The organism is Nocardia neocaledoniensis (assembly GCF_029868625.1).
Classification (GTDB): Bacteria; Actinomycetota; Actinomycetes; order Mycobacteriales; family Mycobacteriaceae; genus Nocardia; species Nocardia neocaledoniensis_A.
The window spans coordinates 1-14332 of sequence record NZ_JARWOJ010000329.1 but is presented as its reverse complement, the minus strand read 5'-3'; the positions used below and the strand labels follow the sequence as shown (position 1 = coordinate 14332).

At 69.6% G+C, this 14332-nt stretch carries 16 protein-coding genes; 6 read left to right on the top strand and 10 right to left on the bottom strand.

The window, feature by feature from the left end:
* The 4 genes from QH270_RS24785 to QH270_RS24770 form a co-directional block, all read right to left on the bottom strand.
* Positions 1-268, bottom strand: a 268-nt coding sequence (locus QH270_RS24785) for a relaxase domain-containing protein (RefSeq protein ID WP_280346488.1), incomplete at its 3' end; no start/stop codon positions are given.
* Positions 202-510 carry a hypothetical protein gene (locus tag QH270_RS24780; RefSeq protein WP_280346487.1) on the bottom strand — a complete coding sequence of 103 codons (309 nt, stop codon included), beginning with the start codon at positions 508-510 and terminating at the stop codon, positions 202-204. The genes QH270_RS24780 and QH270_RS24785, both read right to left, overlap by 67 nt.
* Before the next feature lie 34 nt (positions 511-544).
* Positions 545-739 (bottom strand): hypothetical protein, encoded by a 195-nt coding sequence (locus QH270_RS24775; protein WP_280346486.1) that lies wholly within the window; start codon positions 737-739, stop codon positions 545-547.
* Between the two features lie 71 nt (positions 740-810).
* The gene (locus QH270_RS24770; RefSeq protein WP_280346485.1) at positions 811-1065 is read right to left on the bottom strand and encodes a hypothetical protein; all 255 of its coding nucleotides are present in this window, start codon (positions 1063-1065) and stop codon (positions 811-813) included.
* 234 nt (positions 1066-1299) lie between these two features.
* Here QH270_RS24770 and QH270_RS24765 point away from each other — a divergent pair, with 234 nt between their 5' ends.
* From QH270_RS24765 to hpf, 6 genes are all read left to right on the top strand, one after another.
* Positions 1300-1947 carry a dTMP kinase gene (locus QH270_RS24765; protein WP_280346484.1) on the top strand — a complete coding sequence of 216 codons (648 nt, stop codon included), beginning with the start codon at positions 1300-1302 and terminating at the stop codon, positions 1945-1947.
* A 78-nt stretch (positions 1948-2025) separates the two neighbouring features.
* Complete coding sequence (gene mtrA / locus QH270_RS24760) at positions 2026-2703, top strand: MtrAB system response regulator MtrA (protein WP_067491393.1); 678 nt, start codon at positions 2026-2028, stop codon at positions 2701-2703.
* Between the two features lie 124 nt (positions 2704-2827).
* Positions 2828-4564 (top strand): MtrAB system histidine kinase MtrB, encoded by a 1737-nt coding sequence (mtrB, locus tag QH270_RS24755; RefSeq protein WP_280346483.1) that lies wholly within the window; start codon positions 2828-2830, stop codon positions 4562-4564.
* Entirely contained in the window at positions 4561-6357 is a 1797-nt protein-coding gene (gene lpqB, locus QH270_RS24750; protein ID WP_280346482.1) for an MtrAB system accessory lipoprotein LpqB, read from the top strand. The genes mtrB and lpqB overlap by 4 nt, the downstream gene beginning before the upstream one ends.
* Positions 6358-6389: 32 nt before the next feature.
* Entirely contained in the window at positions 6390-7034 is a 645-nt protein-coding gene (locus QH270_RS24745; protein WP_280346481.1) for a ComF family protein, read from the top strand.
* 185 nt (positions 7035-7219) lie between these two features.
* The gene (gene hpf, locus QH270_RS24740; protein ID WP_167456172.1) at positions 7220-7918 is read left to right on the top strand and encodes a ribosome hibernation-promoting factor, HPF/YfiA family; all 699 of its coding nucleotides are present in this window, start codon (positions 7220-7222) and stop codon (positions 7916-7918) included.
* Between the two features lie 51 nt (positions 7919-7969).
* On the opposite strand, the gene bluB is transcribed toward hpf, so the two are convergent.
* From bluB to QH270_RS24710, 6 genes are all read right to left on the bottom strand, one after another.
* A complete protein-coding gene (gene bluB / locus QH270_RS24735; protein ID WP_280346480.1) occupies positions 7970-8605 on the bottom strand; it encodes a 5,6-dimethylbenzimidazole synthase in 636 nt (211 codons plus the stop codon).
* A 21-nt stretch (positions 8606-8626) separates the two neighbouring features.
* Complete coding sequence (locus tag QH270_RS24730) at positions 8627-9871, bottom strand: fatty acid desaturase family protein (protein ID WP_280346479.1); 1245 nt, start codon at positions 9869-9871, stop codon at positions 8627-8629.
* Between the two features lie 99 nt (positions 9872-9970).
* Positions 9971-11371, bottom strand: coding sequence for a fatty acid desaturase family protein (locus QH270_RS24725; RefSeq protein ID WP_280346478.1), 1401 nt, complete (start codon positions 11369-11371; stop codon positions 9971-9973).
* Between the two features lie 192 nt (positions 11372-11563).
* Complete coding sequence (locus QH270_RS24720) at positions 11564-12694, bottom strand: ferredoxin reductase (protein ID WP_280346477.1); 1131 nt, start codon at positions 12692-12694, stop codon at positions 11564-11566.
* 79 nt (positions 12695-12773) lie between these two features.
* On the bottom strand, positions 12774-13313 hold the full coding sequence (locus QH270_RS24715) for a DUF6912 family protein (RefSeq protein WP_432420425.1): 540 nt from the start codon (positions 13311-13313) through the stop codon (positions 12774-12776).
* A gap of 10 nt (positions 13314-13323) precedes the next feature.
* On the bottom strand, positions 13324-14332 hold a 1009-nt coding region (locus QH270_RS24710), incomplete at its 5' end, for a WS/DGAT domain-containing protein (protein WP_280346476.1).

Sequence of the window (14332 nt, the reverse complement as noted above, 5' to 3'; positions counted from 1 at the left end):
ACTTGCCGTCCAGGGTGCGGACCTTGTTCGCGACCAGGACGTGGGTGTGCAGGTCGGGATCGCCTGCGCGGCTGTCGCGATGGGTGAAGCAAGCCGCGACGATGCCTTCGACCTCGGCGTGACGGACGCCGTTGCGGGTGCCGAAGTAGATGCCGGTGGGTTCGGCGTTGTCGGCGGGCCGTTTCCGTTTCCGGGGGTCGCTCAGCCGACGGGGCCGGTGGTACAGATCGTCGGGCGGCCGTCGGCGCTGGCCGACAGGGCGCCGCACAGCAGCGCCCCGAGCAGATCGGAGGATCCGGTCGCGGCGCCGAGCGCGTTGCTCCCGGTGATCACGGCCTGGCCGGAGCCCGACATGACCAGGTCGTTGAACAGCGGCATGACGGCGTCGGAGCCGCTGGCGATGTCGGCGACCGCGGTGGGGGTCGGGGAGTCCGCCGTCGCGGTCCCGGCGCCGAGGAGGGCGACGGCGGCCAGCGCGGCGGTCGAGGTGGTCAGTGTGCGAACGAACATCGGGTGCCTTCGAGAGGTGGTCGGGCGGGGGGCGTCAGCCGATGATCACGCCGGTGCAGAAGATGTTGTGCTCGCTGCTGATGCCGAGGACGGCACACATCACGGAGTTGAAGGCCTCCGAGGATCCGGCGTCGGGGGTGGCGACCGGAGTCTCGGCGGTGGCGGTGCCCAAGGCGAGGGTGGCGGTGAGGGCGAGCGTGGCGGCGGTGGTGCGGAAGATCTTGTGCATGGCGGAATCCTCGCGGGGGTCGTCGGCACGGACCAGACCGCAGTTCTGGTGGCAGGTCCGTGCCGTACCGGTCAGCTGAGCAACAGGCAGACCGGCAGCGGGACGACGGCCTCGAGCAGGACGCAGGCGGCGAGTTCGGCCGATCCGCGGGCGGCCGAGCCGAGCGCGGAGGACCCCGCCTCGGCGGAGCCGGAGAGCAGTCCGGAGTGGTGGCCGTGCCGGATCGGTTCGGCGGTGGGCGCGGCGGCGGCGAGGCCGCTCCCGGCGAGGGTGAGTCCGAGGGCCGCGGCGGCGACGGCGGCGCGGAGGGTGGTGCGGTGACGCATGGTGACTCCTGGGTCGAGCGGGTCCCGGCCGGGCCGGGTGGTGCGCCCCCGAAGTCAGGGCGGGCACCGACTCCGGGGACTCTGGAATGAGAACACTTCACATATCCGGGAATGGCGGAAACGGCGAATATCGCCCCGCTCAGAGCGTCAATGGGCCTACCTGGGCCGCCCGGCCCGACCCGCGCGGTCACACCGGCGCCCGCCCCGATTCCGGGCCGGGTAATCTCACCGATCATGGGCGTACTGATTGCGGTGGAAGGACTCGACGGCGCCGGCAAGCGCACGCTCATCGACGGCCTGATCGAGGACTTGTCCGGAAAGGGCCTGCGCGCCGCGAGCCTGGCCTTCCCGCAATACGGCCGTTCGATCCACGCCGACCTCGCCGCCGAGGCCCTGCGCGGCGGCCACGGCGACCTGGCCGGCTCGATCAACGCGATGGCGATCATGTTCGCCCTCGACCGCGCCGACGCGCGCGCGGAACTGTCGAACCTGTTGGATGCCAACGACATCGTGATCCTGGACCGCTGGGTGGCCTCCAACGCGGCCTATTCGGCGGCCAGGGCGGCCCAGGACGCCGATGGTGAAATCGTCGGTTGGGTGGGCGATCTGGAGTACGGCCGACTGGCGCTGCCCGCCCCCGATCTCACCGTCCTGATCGACATCCCCACCGAGGTGGCGGCCGAACGTGCCCGGCGCCGTGGCGAACTGGACACCGCCCGCGCCCTCGACGCCTACGAGCGCGACGGCGGCCTGCAGCAGCGCACCGGCGAGGTCTACCGTCAGCTCGCCGACCGGGACTGGCACGGCCGCTGGTGGACATACCGATCCGATGACGATAGGCCAGCGCTGCTCACCCTCTGCTCGGAAATCTTTGCCGGATAAGGTTGGATACGCCAGGAGGTTCGCGCGATTAATGGCGTGGCGGCCCGATCCTGGCCTGGGAGATGACAACATAGGACTATGAAGCCCAAGATTCTGGTCGTCGACGACGATATGGCGCTCGCTGAGATGCTGACCATCGTCTTGCGCGGGGAAGGGTTCGACCCGCACGTGGTCGGCGACGGCACGCAGGCCCTGTCGGCGGTGCGGGAGATCCGCCCCGACCTGGTTTTGCTGGACCTGATGCTGCCCGGCATGAACGGCATCGACGTGTGCCGGGTCCTGCGGGCCGATTCCGGCGTCCCGATCGTGATGCTCACCGCCAAGACCGACACGGTCGACGTGGTGCTCGGTCTGGAGTCCGGCGCCGACGATTACATCGTCAAGCCGTTCAAGCCCAAGGAGCTCGTCGCCCGCGTACGCGCGCGGCTGCGGCGCACCGAGGACGAGCCCGCCGAGCTGCTGTCGATCGCCGACATCGTCATCGACGTGCCCGCGCACAAGGTGACCCGCGGCGGCACGCAGATCTCGCTCACCCCGCTGGAGTTCGACCTGCTGGTCGCGCTCGCGCGCAAGCCGCGGCAGGTGTTCACCCGCGAGGTGCTGCTCGAGCAGGTCTGGGGCTACCGGCACGCCGCCGACACCCGCCTGGTCAACGTGCACGTGCAGCGACTACGCGCCAAGGTCGAGAAGGATCCGGAGAACCCGGAGATCGTGCTGACCGTCCGCGGTGTCGGCTACAAGGCCGGACCGCCGTGATCGGTACCCGCGAGGCGCCGCTGTGACCGACGGTCGACCTGCCGGTACAGCGTCAGCGCCTCCAGCGCACGACAGTCGTGCGCACACCTTCGTCACGCGGTTGCGGCGATGGGCGGATCCCGTCATGGCCTGGTTCCAGGCCGTCGGGACCGCGCTGGGTCATCTCTGGCGCCGATCGCTGCAGCTGCGTGTCATCGTCTCGACGCTGACCCTCTCGCTCATCGTCATCACGATCCTCGGTGTCGTGCTGACCGGTCAGATCACCGACCGGCTGCTCGAGGCCAAGATCAACGCGGCGGTCGAGGAGATGGATCGCGCGCGCAGCACGATCGAGAACATCCTCTCCGGCGTGCACGACGCCACCAGCCAGCAGCAACAACTGGCCGACGCGCGAGCCGCGCTGTCGAGCCGCAGCGGCGGGCAGTCCAGCGGCGCCGCCGGTAGCTTCGACTCGGCGCTGGCGATGGTCGGCGGTACGCCGCCGCAGGAGATCGCGACCAGTTCCATCTCCGAGGTACCTCAGGAACTGCGCCGCTTCGTGCAGCGCAACCAGGTGTCCTACCAGTTCACCACCGTCGCCGACCCGGACGGCTACCGCGGCAGGGCGCTGATCATCGGCAGCCCGAGCGCCGAGGTGGCGACGCTGGAGATCTACCTGATCTTCCCGCTGGCCAGCGAGGAGTCGAGCCTGTCGCTGATGCGCGGCACGATGCTCATCGGTGGCGTCGTGCTGCTGGTGCTGCTCGCCGCGATCACGGCGCTGGTCACCAGGCAGGTGGTGCTGCCGATCCGGTCGGCCGCGCGGATCGCGGGCCGCTTCGCCGACGGCAGGCTCAAGGAACGCATGCTCGTGCGCGGCGAGGACGACATGGCCCGGCTCGCACAGGCGTTCAACGAGATGGCCGAGAGCCTGTCCAACCAGATCACCCAGCTCGAGGAATTCGGCAATCTGCAACGCCGGTTCACCTCCGACGTGAGCCATGAGTTGCGCACGCCGCTCACCACCGTCCGGATGGCGGCCGACCTCATCCACGGCTCCAGCGACGATCTCGATCCGGCGCTGGCCCGCAGCTCCGAACTGCTGGTCAACGAGCTGGACCGGTTCGAGGGCCTGCTCAACGACCTGCTCGAGATCTCCCGGCACGACGCGGGCGTGGCCGAGTTGCAGGTGGAATCGCTGGACATGCGGATGTGCGCGCGGGCCGCGATCACCACGGTGCGGCACCTGGCCAAGGAGGCCGGGGTCGAGCTGGTCATCGATCTGCCCGAGGAGCCGGTCGTCGCCGAGGTCGACCCGCGGCGCGTCGAGCGGGTGCTGCGCAACCTGCTCGCCAACGCCATCGACCACAGCGAGGGCAAGCCGGTGCTGATCCGGATGCGCGGCGACAGCGAGGCCAACGCGGTCGCGACCGTGGTCCGCGACCAGGGTGTCGGCCTGCGGCCGGGCGAGGAGAAGCTGGTGTTCAACCGGTTCTGGCGCTCGGACCCTTCGCGGGTGCGCCGCTCCGGCGGTACGGGCCTGGGCCTGTCGATCAGCGTCGAGGACGCCAACCTGCACGAGGGCAGGCTGGAGGCGTGGGGCGATCCGGGGGTCGGCGCCAGCTTCCGGCTGCTGCTGCCCATGGTGCGCGGCCGCAAACTGGGTGGGAGCCCGCTCGCGCTGGAACCCATGCTGCGCAAGGTGCCCGCGCTGCCCGAGGTCGGCCAGGACGACGTACCCGACACCGTCGAGCCCGCGGACACCGCGGCACCCGAGCCCGCCGAGGTCGACGCGGCGGAGCCACCGACCGATGGGCGTGCGGGCACCGGCGCCGACGACGAGGAGCCGATGTCCACCGAGACCGGAGACCGACAGTCATGACTAACGCTGGTCGTGGCGCCGCCCTGCTGGCGACCGTGCTGGCCGGCCTGCTGGTCCTGAGCGGTTGCGCCAGCCTGCCGGAGTCCTCGGCGCCGCAAGCACTGGGCACCATCAACCGCGCGCCCACCTCCGAGGGCCCGCCGCCACCCCAGTCCGGCCGCGACCCCGACCTGCTGGTCGGCGACTTCCTCACCGCCAGCGCCGATCCGGCCAACCGGCACGCGGCGGCCAGGCAGTACATGGCGCCCGACGCGGCGGCCGAGTGGAACGACGAGGCGAGCACCACGATCGTCGACCGTCCCGACACCCTGCGCGAATCGCGCTCCGGCGACAAGGCCAGCTACGTGATCCGGGCGCGCAAGGTCGGCGAGCTGGCGGGCGACGGCAGCTACCGCGCCGTCGAGGGGACGCTCGAGAACAAGATCGAGATGAGCAAGATCGACGGCGAATGGCGGATCACCGAGCTGCCCGACGGCGTCGTCTTCGACTCGAGCACGTTCGAGAAGGTCTATCGGCGCTACGTGCTGCAATACGTCGATCCGGCCAGCTCGGTGCTGGTGCCGGACCCGCGCTGGGTCGCGGTCCCGCGCGCCCAGCTCACCGAGCGGCTGATCGCCATGCTCGGCAGCGGCCCGCAGTCGACCATCGCCCCCGTCGTGCGCAATCAGCTCGCCGCGCCGATCAGTGTCCGCGGCCCGATCACCAAGGCCAACAACGAACCCGGTGAGGTGGGCATCGGCATCGGCGGGGTGCGCATCGACTTCGCCGGCGCGGGCGCGCTCGGCCAGCGCGAACGCGAACTGCTCGCCGCGCAGGTCGTGATGACCCTGGCCGGCGCCGACATCCTGGGACCGTACGTGCTGCTCGCCGACGGCAAGCCCCTCGACGACCGGTACGCGGCCAACGGCTGGTCGGTCGCCGACCTCGACCAGTTCAGCGCGTCGGCGCCGGGCCAGAACCGGATCGGGTTGCACGCGCTGCGCAACGGCACCCTGGTCCAGGTGACCCAGGACGGCATCGTCACCCCGAGCGGCTCCTTCGGCGAGGCGACCAACCTGCAGTCGGTGGGGATCTCCGCCGACGGCCAGTTCGTCGCCGCCGTGGCCGACACCGGCAGACCGGCGCCGGAGCCGGGCCGGACCCTGCTGATCGGAAACTACGGCGCGAAGGCGTTCGGCGTGGCCGAGGGCGCCACCATCGCCCGCCCGTCCTGGACCGCCGACGGCGGCGCGGCCTGGACGGTGGTCGACGGCGATCGGGTCATCCGGGCGGTCACCGACCGCGCGACCGGCAATGTCTCGGTGCAGGACGTCGACACCTCGGCGCTGTTCGAGGGGTCGGGCGCGCCGCGGCCGCCGATCTCGGAGGTGGTGGTGTCGCGCACCGGTGTGCGGGCGGCGCTGATCGCCGACGGCAAGGTCTATGTCGCGGTGGTCGAACGCGGCGGCGACGGCAGGTACGCGCTCACCAGGCCCGTGCCGGTGGCGCTCGGCCTGAGCACCCGCGCGGTCTCGCTGAGCTGGGTCACCGGTGACACGCTGATGGTCGCGCGCGAGGGCAATGTCGACCCGGTCTTCACCGTCTCCATCGACGGCTCCCAGTTCAGCCCGGTGACCTCGCAGAACCTCACCCCGCCGGTGCGGGTGGTGACGGCGGCGCCCGCCACCCAGTACGTCGCCGATTCCCGGGCCGTGCTCCAACTGCAGACCGCCGACCCGGCCCGCAACGACCGCTTCTGGCGCGAGGTGCCCGGCCTGACCGGTGACAGCGTCGTCCCGGTACTGCCCAGCTGATCTGTCGGTGGCCGGGGTGATACTCGGTCGCTATGAACACGCTGCTCGATCTGGTGATCCCGGCCCGGTGTGGCGGCTGCGGTGCGCCCGGTACCGCCTGGTGCGGCGACTGCGCCACCGCCTTGAGCCGCGGCCCGGTGCGGGTGCGCCCGCGCACCGATCCCGGCGTCCCGTGCTGGGCACTCGGTCCCTACGCGGGCCCGGCGGGGCGGGCGGTGCTGGCTGCCAAGGAGCACGGACGCCGCGATCTGGCCGATCCGCTCGGGCTGGCGCTGGCGACCGCGCTTGCCGCCTTGCGGGCCCCTCATCGCCCGCTGGTGCTCGTTCCGGCGCCCACCCGCGGGACGGCCGCCCGGCGCCGCGGCGGCGACCCGGTGACGCGCTGCGCGAGCGCCGCGACGCGGTGGCTGATCGATAGCCGGACCGTCACGCTGCTGCGGATGAGCCGGGGTGTGCGCGATTCGGTGGGCCTGACGATCCATGAGCGAGCACACAATCTGCGGGGCCGGATCATGGTCGTCCACAGGGCTGTCGCGGCGGCCGCGATCGCCGCGAACGCCGAGGTGATCCTGGTCGACGATGTGCTCACGACCGGGGCGACAGCGACCGAATCGGTCCGTGTCCTTAGCCGGTTCGGTGTACGTCCGCGCGCGGTTTTGGTGACTTGTACGGCTTGACTCCGCGAAATTTGCGTGAACAGTGGCGCACTTGCCCGTGGCGGACTAGCGTCGCGATCACACACCGAACGAGCAAGTTTTGGGAGGTGGCGCCGCGGACATCTGGTGCCGAGCGATTCCCGATCGGCACAGCTCAATCCCGCTGTACACATTCGATCGTGTACAGCCATATCCGGGAGGTACGCGTGACGACTTCTGCACGGGCATCAGTACGAGATGCTGACCCCACGGCGCTGGAGGACAGCGCCGACACCTCGACCCAGAGTCCCAACGCCGAAGTGGTGGTCTCCGGTCGAAATGTCGAAGTCCCCGACCACTATCGAATCCACGTCGCGGAGAAGCTGGCTCGGCTCGAGCGCTTCGACCCGTCGATATTCCTGTTCGATGTGGAACTGTTCCACGAACGTAACCGTCGTCAACGCAAGGCCTGCCAGCGGGTGGAGATCACCGCACGCGGACGTGGCCCGATCGTGCGCGCGGAAGCCTGTGCTGACAGCTTCTACGCGGCGCTCGAATCGGCCACCCAGAAGATCGAGAGCCGGCTGCGCCGCAGCAAGGACAAGCGGCGCGTCGTGCACTACGGCGACAAGACGCCGGTCTCGGTCGCGCAGGCAACCGCGACCCTCGTGGACGACGCGCTGTTCACCGCGCCCAACGGCGCGGCCGCACACGACCACGGTGAGGAACAGGAGGACCTCAGCGGTCCCGGCCATATCGTGCGCACCAAGGTGCACACCGCGACGCCGATGTCGGTCGACGACGCGCTCTACCAGATGGAACTGGTCGGGCACGACTTCTTCCTCTTCCACGATCGCGAAACCGACCGCCCCTCGGTGGTCTACCGCAGACACGCCTTCGATTACGGCCTGATCCGACTGGCCTGATCGCCGCGACCGATTCCGGGCATCCGCCACCAGCGGGTGCCCGGATCGTGTTCAGCCCCCGAAGGTTTCGCGATGCACGGCCTCGGCGAGCGCCCGCCCGGAGCGCCAGCCGAACCGTTCCAGGTCCGGTACCCGCTGGAACTCGCGCACCGGACCGACACACAGCCAGGCCACCGGCTCGATGCCGGTGGGCAGGTCGACCAGCGCCCGCAGGAAGTCCGGATCGTAGAACGACACCCAGCCGACGCCGACCCCCTCCGCGGTCGCCGCGAGCCACAGGTTCTGGATCGCCAGCACGGTCGAGTACACGCCGGTCTCCGGCACACTCGCCCGCCCGAGCACCTGCGGCCCGCCCCGGCGATCGTCATGGGTGACGACGACGCCGGTGCCACTCTCGACGATGCCCTCGATCTTGATCGGGTCGAAGGTCGCCGCGCGGTCGGCGGGCAGCGCGTCCCGGAACTCCACCCGCTTGTCCGCGACGTGCTCGGCGAAGCGGCGCAGCGTGTCCGCCTGCCGGACCACGACGAAGTCCCACGGCTGTGAATTGCCGACGCTGGGCGCGCGATGGGCGGCGTCCAGAATGCGCCAGAGGGTCTCGTCGTCGACAGGCTCGCCGGTGAATTCGGCACGCACGTCACGGCGCAGGCGGATCGCGTCGTAGACGCTGAGCTGGTCGGCACACACGCCGATCAGTCAACCAGACGCTCAGGCCGCCGAACGGCGGGCCAGCTTGCGGCCCGCGGCCAGTGCGGTGCGCAGGCCACGCCGACGACCGGTCACCGGGTCGACGGTCGCGACGGCGTTACCGCCGAACAGCTTCTCCGACTTGGTTTCCGGCGCGTCGTCGGTGGTGTGGCGCAGGTACTTGTTGGGCAGCGACAGCTTGAGGATCGTGCGCCACGACTTGAAGTACTGCACCGGCAGCGAGCCGGTGGTGTAGGGCAGGTCGTACTTCTCGGCCAGCTCGCGCACCCGCACCGCGATCGCGGCGTAGCGGTTGCTCGGCAGGTCGGGGAACAGGTGGTGCTCGATCTGGTGGCTGAGGTTGCCGGTCATGAAGTGCATCACCGGGCCGCCGCTGATATTGGCGCTGCCGAGCATCTGGCGCAGGTACCACTCGCCCTGGGTCTCACCCTCGATGTCGGCCTTGGTGAACTTCTCGGCGCCGTCGGGGAAGTGCCCGCAGAAGATCACCGCGTTGGTCCACACATTGCGGACCACGTTGGCGGCCAGGTTGGCGGTGAGGGTGGTGAAGAACGAGGGGCCCGTGAGCAGCGGGAAGATCAGGTAGTCCTTGGCGGCCTGCTTGCCGATCTTCTTCAGCACCAGCTTGCGGTCGGCGTCGAACTGCTTCCACTCGGGCGAGTCCTTGGTCCACTTCTTCTTGGCGACCTTGCCCAGTTCCAGGTGCTGGATGGCGACGCCGTACTCGAACAGCATCTGCAGCAGCAGGTTGTAGATCGGGTTGCCCAGGTAGAACGGCATCCAGCGCTGGTCACGGGTGACGCGCAGCAGACCGTAGCCGATGTCGTCGTCCATGCCGAGCACGTTGGTGTACTTGTGGTGCAGGAAGTTGTGGGTGATCTTCCAGTGCGCCGAGGGGCCCGCGTTGTCCCATTCCCACGAGGTGGAGTGGATCTCCGGATCGTTCATCCAGTCCCACTGCCCGTGCATGACGTTGTGCCCGATCTCCATGTTCTCGATGATCTTGGCGGTGCCGAGCAGGGCGACGCCGGCCAGCCAGGCGGGCGGTAGGAAGCTGGCGAACAGGACCGTGCGCCCGCTGATCTCGAGCGCGCGCTGTAACCGGATGACATTGCGGATATAGCGCGCGTCGGCCGCTCCCCGCGAGGATTCGATTTCGCGGCGGATCGCGTCGAACTCCGCTCCGAGGGCTTCGACATCCGCAGCGGTGAGGTGCGCGTATTCCTTGACATCCGAGATCGCCATGCCGGTTACAGTACCGTAGGTTACGAGAGCGTAGGTTGGCGATTTCGGGTCTGGAATGTGTGAAACGTCCTATTGCGGAATCGAAACCGAGATGTTATCTCAGCCCCGGCGAGCCATTCGACGGGCCGCACGGTCGCGCATCGCGCCCCGCTCGTGCTTGGCCCGCTCGCCCAGTGCGCGCTTGGCCTCGCGCAGGGCGAGCTTCTCCTGCCGTGCGCGCGCCTTCAGCGTCGCCTTGGCCTCACGCAGCACTTCCTTCTCGTGGCGCGCCTTGATCTCGAGCGACACCTTCGCGTCGTGCAGCGCCGAACGCAGGCCGAATCGCTTGCCCGTGTCCGGATCGACCCGCAGGGCCTCCGGCAGTGAGATGCCCGTGAACTTGCGCTCCGACGAGGTCTCCGGCGCGTCGTCGGCGGTGCGCTTGAGGAAGCGGTCGGGCAGGGCCAGCTTGTGGATGGTGCGGAAGGCCAGCAGGTACTGCTTGCCCAGCGAGCCCGTGGTGTAGGGCAGGTCGTACTTGTCGCACAGCTCGCGCACCCGCACCGCGACCTCCGGGTACCGATTGCTCGGCAGGTCGGGGAACAGGTGGTGTTCGATCTGGTAGCAGAGGTTGCCGCTCATGAAGGCCATCACCGGACCGGCCTTGAAGTTGGCGCTGCCCAGCATCTGGCGCAGGTACCACTCGCCCTGGGTCTCCCCGTCGAGCTGCTCGATGGTGAACTTCTCGGCGCCGTCGGGGAAGTGCCCGCAGAAGATCACCGCGTAGGCCCACAGGTTGCGGACCAGGTTGGCGGTGGCGTTCGCCTTCAGCGTCGACTTCCACGCGGGTCCGGTCAGCACGGGGAACAGGACGAAGTCCTTGACCACCTGACGGCCCGCCTTGCGGGCGAAGTCCTTGTTCGGTTCCGAGAGCAGCTGCTTGGTCGGAATACCGGCCAGCTCCTTCTCGATCCCGAGATCGTGCAGCGCGATGCCCCACTCGAAGGTGGCGGCCAGCAGCAGGTTGGCGGCGGGCTGCACCAGGTGCTTGGGATGCCAGGCCTCGTCGCGGGTCATCCGGAGGATGCCGAAGCCGAGGTCCTCGTCCTTGCCGAGCACGTTGGTGTAGGTGTGATGGGAGTAGTTGTGCGCCCGGCGCCACTGCGCCGAGGTGCCGGTCATGTCCCATTCCCAGCTGGTGGAATGGATCTCCGGATCGTTCATCCAGTCCCACTGCCCGTGGCTCACGTTGTGCCCGAGCTCCATGTTCTCGATGATCTTGGCCACCGACAACAGCGCGGTGCCGCCGAGCCAGGCCCAGCGGTTACGGCTGCCGAACAGCACCGCGCGTCCCGCGACCTCGAGCGCGCGCTGGGCGGCGATGGTGCGCCGGATGTACTTGGCGTCGCGCTCACCGCGTGAGGTCTCCACCGAGCGGCGGATCGAATCGAGTTCTTTCCCCAGGGTCTCGATGTCGGCGGCCGTGAGATGGGCGAAGGCCTGGATATCGGTGATGGCCACCGGGGTCCTCTCTTGTCGGTTGGCGGCTGGTGTGGTCCGGAACCCGAGCGGGCCGGAAACGAGCGGCGTGCCGCTGATTTCCGGCCCTGCGTGTACCGGTCGGCACACGGGCCCTTGACCAGCCGCTGTCAGCCAGTCATATGGCCGACGCATGACTCCGAGGGTACCTGGTGCCGGGTGCCGGTGGGGTGTTCAGATGTCGAGCGTGCAGTCACCCGCGGCGGCGGAGATGCAGGTCTGCACCTTGTCGCCGGGCTGACGTTCGTCGCCGTTGCGCAGGTCGCGGGCATGTCCGGCCGACAGCGTCACCACGCAGGTCTGGCAGATGCCCATCCGGCAGCCGAAGGGCAGCTGCACGCCGACCGACTCGCCTGCCTCGAGCAGGCTGGTCGCGCCGTCGACGGTGAGGGTGCGGCCGGTCGTGCCGAAGGTGACGGTGCCGCCCTCGCCGACCGCGGAGCGCTCCACCTCGAAGCGTTCGATGTGCAGCTTCTCCGGGATTCCCGCTGCCTTCCAATGCTGTTCGATCGCGTCGAGCATCGGCGCCGGTCCGCACGCCCAGGTCTCGCGCTCGCGCCAGTCGGGGTAGAGCTCGTCGAGGCTGGCCAGGGAGAACAGGCCGTGGGCGTCGGTCAGCTGCAGGTGTGAGACGAAGCTCGGGTGCTTGTCGTGCAGGGCGCGCAGTTCGGCGCCGAACATCACATCGGCGTCGGTGGGCGCGGAGTGCACGTGCACCACATCGGTGACGCCGTCGCGCCGGTCCATCGTGCGCAGCATCGACATCACCGGGGTGATGCCGCTGCCCGCGGTGAGGAAGAGCACCTTGGCCGGGGCCGGCTCGGGCAGCACGAACCCGCCCTGCGGCGCGGCCAGCCGCACGATGGTGCCCGCGGGCACCCCGTTGACGAGGTGGCTGGACAACTTGCCTTCCGGCATGGCCTTCACCGCGATGGAGATGAGGCGCTTGCCGCCCTCGCCGGTCCAGTCCGGTGGGCAGGTCAGCGAGTAGGACCGCCAGTTCCAGCGGCCGTCGATCAGGACGCCGATGCCGATGTACTGGCCCGGCTGATATTTGAAGTCGAAGCCCCAGCCCGGCTTGATCACCAGCGTCGCCGAGTCGGCCGTTTCCTTGCGCACCTCGACGATCCGCCCGCGCAGCTCCCGCGCCGACCACAGCGGGTTGGCCAGGTGCAGGTAGTCGTCGGGGAGCAGGGGGGTGGTCACCCGGGCGACCGCGCCGCGCAGCACATTGAGCTTGCCGCCGCGGTCGGCGACCTGCGCCGCCGGCGCTTCGAGCCATTCCCGGAACTTGTTCATGACCATGCTTGCCGTTGTCTCCCTGTTGTGCATCCGAGCCGCCGTGGGGTGGCTCGCTCGCTGCCAGGTTACGGCATCGTAGGTTTCAGAGCAGATCCAGCAGGAAGGGCAGTTCCTGGGTGGCGTACCAGGCCAGTTGGTGGTCCTCGGCGTCACCGAGGACGAACTCCGCGTCCTGGTCACCCAGATCGGCCGCGTCGATCACGTCGACGGCCTTGGCGACCTGGGGTTCGGCCTCGATCAGGTCGACGTGCACCGACGCCACCTGGTCGTAGGTGATCGGCCCGGCCAGCTTCACCACGGCGTCGTCGAGGTCCGGGCGCAGCTTGGCGCCGGTGACGTCGGCGGCGATCACCGCGCGCCGGTACACCGGGCCGCCGGGCGCGGTCTCCGCGCCGTCGGCGGTGTCGTCGTCGACGCCGTCGCGCTCGGCGGCGAGCAGGCGCAGCGACGCCCTGGCCGCCTCCTGCATGGCCACCTCGGCCAGTTCGTCGTCGTCACCGGCGGCGTAGGCCTCGCGCAGGGCGGGCGTCACGGCGAAGGCGGTCGCGCCGAGCGGGAACAGTTCCCGTTCGGCGACGAGCTGACGCAGCATCGGGATCGTCGCCGGGACGTAGACCCGCAGTTTGCCGTTCTCAGAGACAGGCACCGAGCAACTCCTCCATCGATTCGTGCACCGACGCGGCGAGAACGTCGATATCGGCCATGGCGTCGCGGTCGGCGTTGAGTCCGTAGAAGACCTGACCGTCGTACGAGGTGAGCCCGAAACTCAACGTCTGGTTACGCAACAGCGGCGAGACCGGATACATCTCCAGCATGCGCGCGCCGCCGATGTACATCGCGGTCTGTGGTCCCGGCGCGTTGGTGATCACCAGGTTGAACGTGTTGTCGGCGAAGGTACTCGCCGAGCGCACGCTCATCGCGTGCAGGCTGGCCGGAGCGAATCCCGCCAGGTGCACGAGCGTGCGGGCGCGCACACCGCGGCGCTGCCGTCCGGCGGCCTCGGTGGCGTGCGAGATGTGCGACAGGCGCATCACCGGATTCGGTTCCCCGACGGGCAGATCGATGAGGAACGAGGACACCTCGCTGGCCGGCGTCGGCTGGTCGCCGCCGTCGACGTAGACCGACATCGGCACCACCGCGCGCAGATTCGTCGACTCCACCAGCGCCTCGTTGCGCGAGAGCAGCCAGTTGCGCAGCGCTCCAGTGACCACCGCGAGCACGGTGTCGTTGATCGAGCAGTCGAAGTGGCGCCGGATGGTGCGGTAGTCCTCGAGATCGGTGCGGACCACGTCGAAGCGGCGGCTGCGCGAGGTGCGGGCGTTCAGTGGGCTGTCGGCGACGCCCGAGGTCGCCGCGCGCACCGCGTTCGCGGCCGCCTGTACCGCCATCCTCGTGCCTTTGACCAGTCCGAACGCGTTGGTTCCCGCGTCGCGAGCCACCTTGTAGGCCTCGCGCGGCTGCGCGGCCAGCTGACTCAGCGCACCGGCGAGCAGCTCCACGTCGGAGGGCTCGCGTGGCGCGCGCCCCGCCGCGGCGGCCCGCTCGCGCGGCAGCGGGCGGGTGTGGAGGATCACGTGCCCGAACTCGAGCGCCGCGTCGGCGGCGACCAGCGCCCCGGGCGAGTGGGTGATGACGGCGCAG

Excerpts from the sequence above, each read along its gene's own strand:
- QH270_RS24720 (WP_280346477.1), bottom strand. The coding sequence starts at position 12,694 with ATGGTCATGAACAAGTTCCGGGAATGGCTCGAAGCGCCGGCGGCGCAG.
- QH270_RS24780 (WP_280346487.1), bottom strand. The coding sequence starts at position 510 with ATGTTCGTTCGCACACTGACCACCTCGACCGCCGCGCTGGCCGCCGTC.
- mtrB (WP_280346483.1), top strand. The coding sequence starts at position 2,828 with ATGGCCTGGTTCCAGGCCGTCGGGACCGCGCTGGGTCATCTCTGGCGC.
- QH270_RS24745 (WP_280346481.1), top strand. The coding sequence starts at position 6,390 with ATGAACACGCTGCTCGATCTGGTGATCCCGGCCCGGTGTGGCGGCTGC.
- QH270_RS24765 (WP_280346484.1), top strand. The coding sequence starts at position 1,300 with ATGGGCGTACTGATTGCGGTGGAAGGACTCGACGGCGCCGGCAAGCGC.
- QH270_RS24770 (WP_280346485.1), bottom strand. The coding sequence starts at position 1,065 with ATGCGTCACCGCACCACCCTCCGCGCCGCCGTCGCCGCCGCGGCCCTC.
- QH270_RS24775 (WP_280346486.1), bottom strand. The coding sequence starts at position 739 with ATGCACAAGATCTTCCGCACCACCGCCGCCACGCTCGCCCTCACCGCC.
- QH270_RS24730 (WP_280346479.1), bottom strand. The coding sequence starts at position 9,871 with ATGGCGATCTCGGATGTCAAGGAATACGCGCACCTCACCGCTGCGGAT.
- lpqB (WP_280346482.1), top strand. The coding sequence starts at position 4,561 with ATGACTAACGCTGGTCGTGGCGCCGCCCTGCTGGCGACCGTGCTGGCC.
- mtrA (WP_067491393.1), top strand. The coding sequence starts at position 2,026 with ATGAAGCCCAAGATTCTGGTCGTCGACGACGATATGGCGCTCGCTGAG.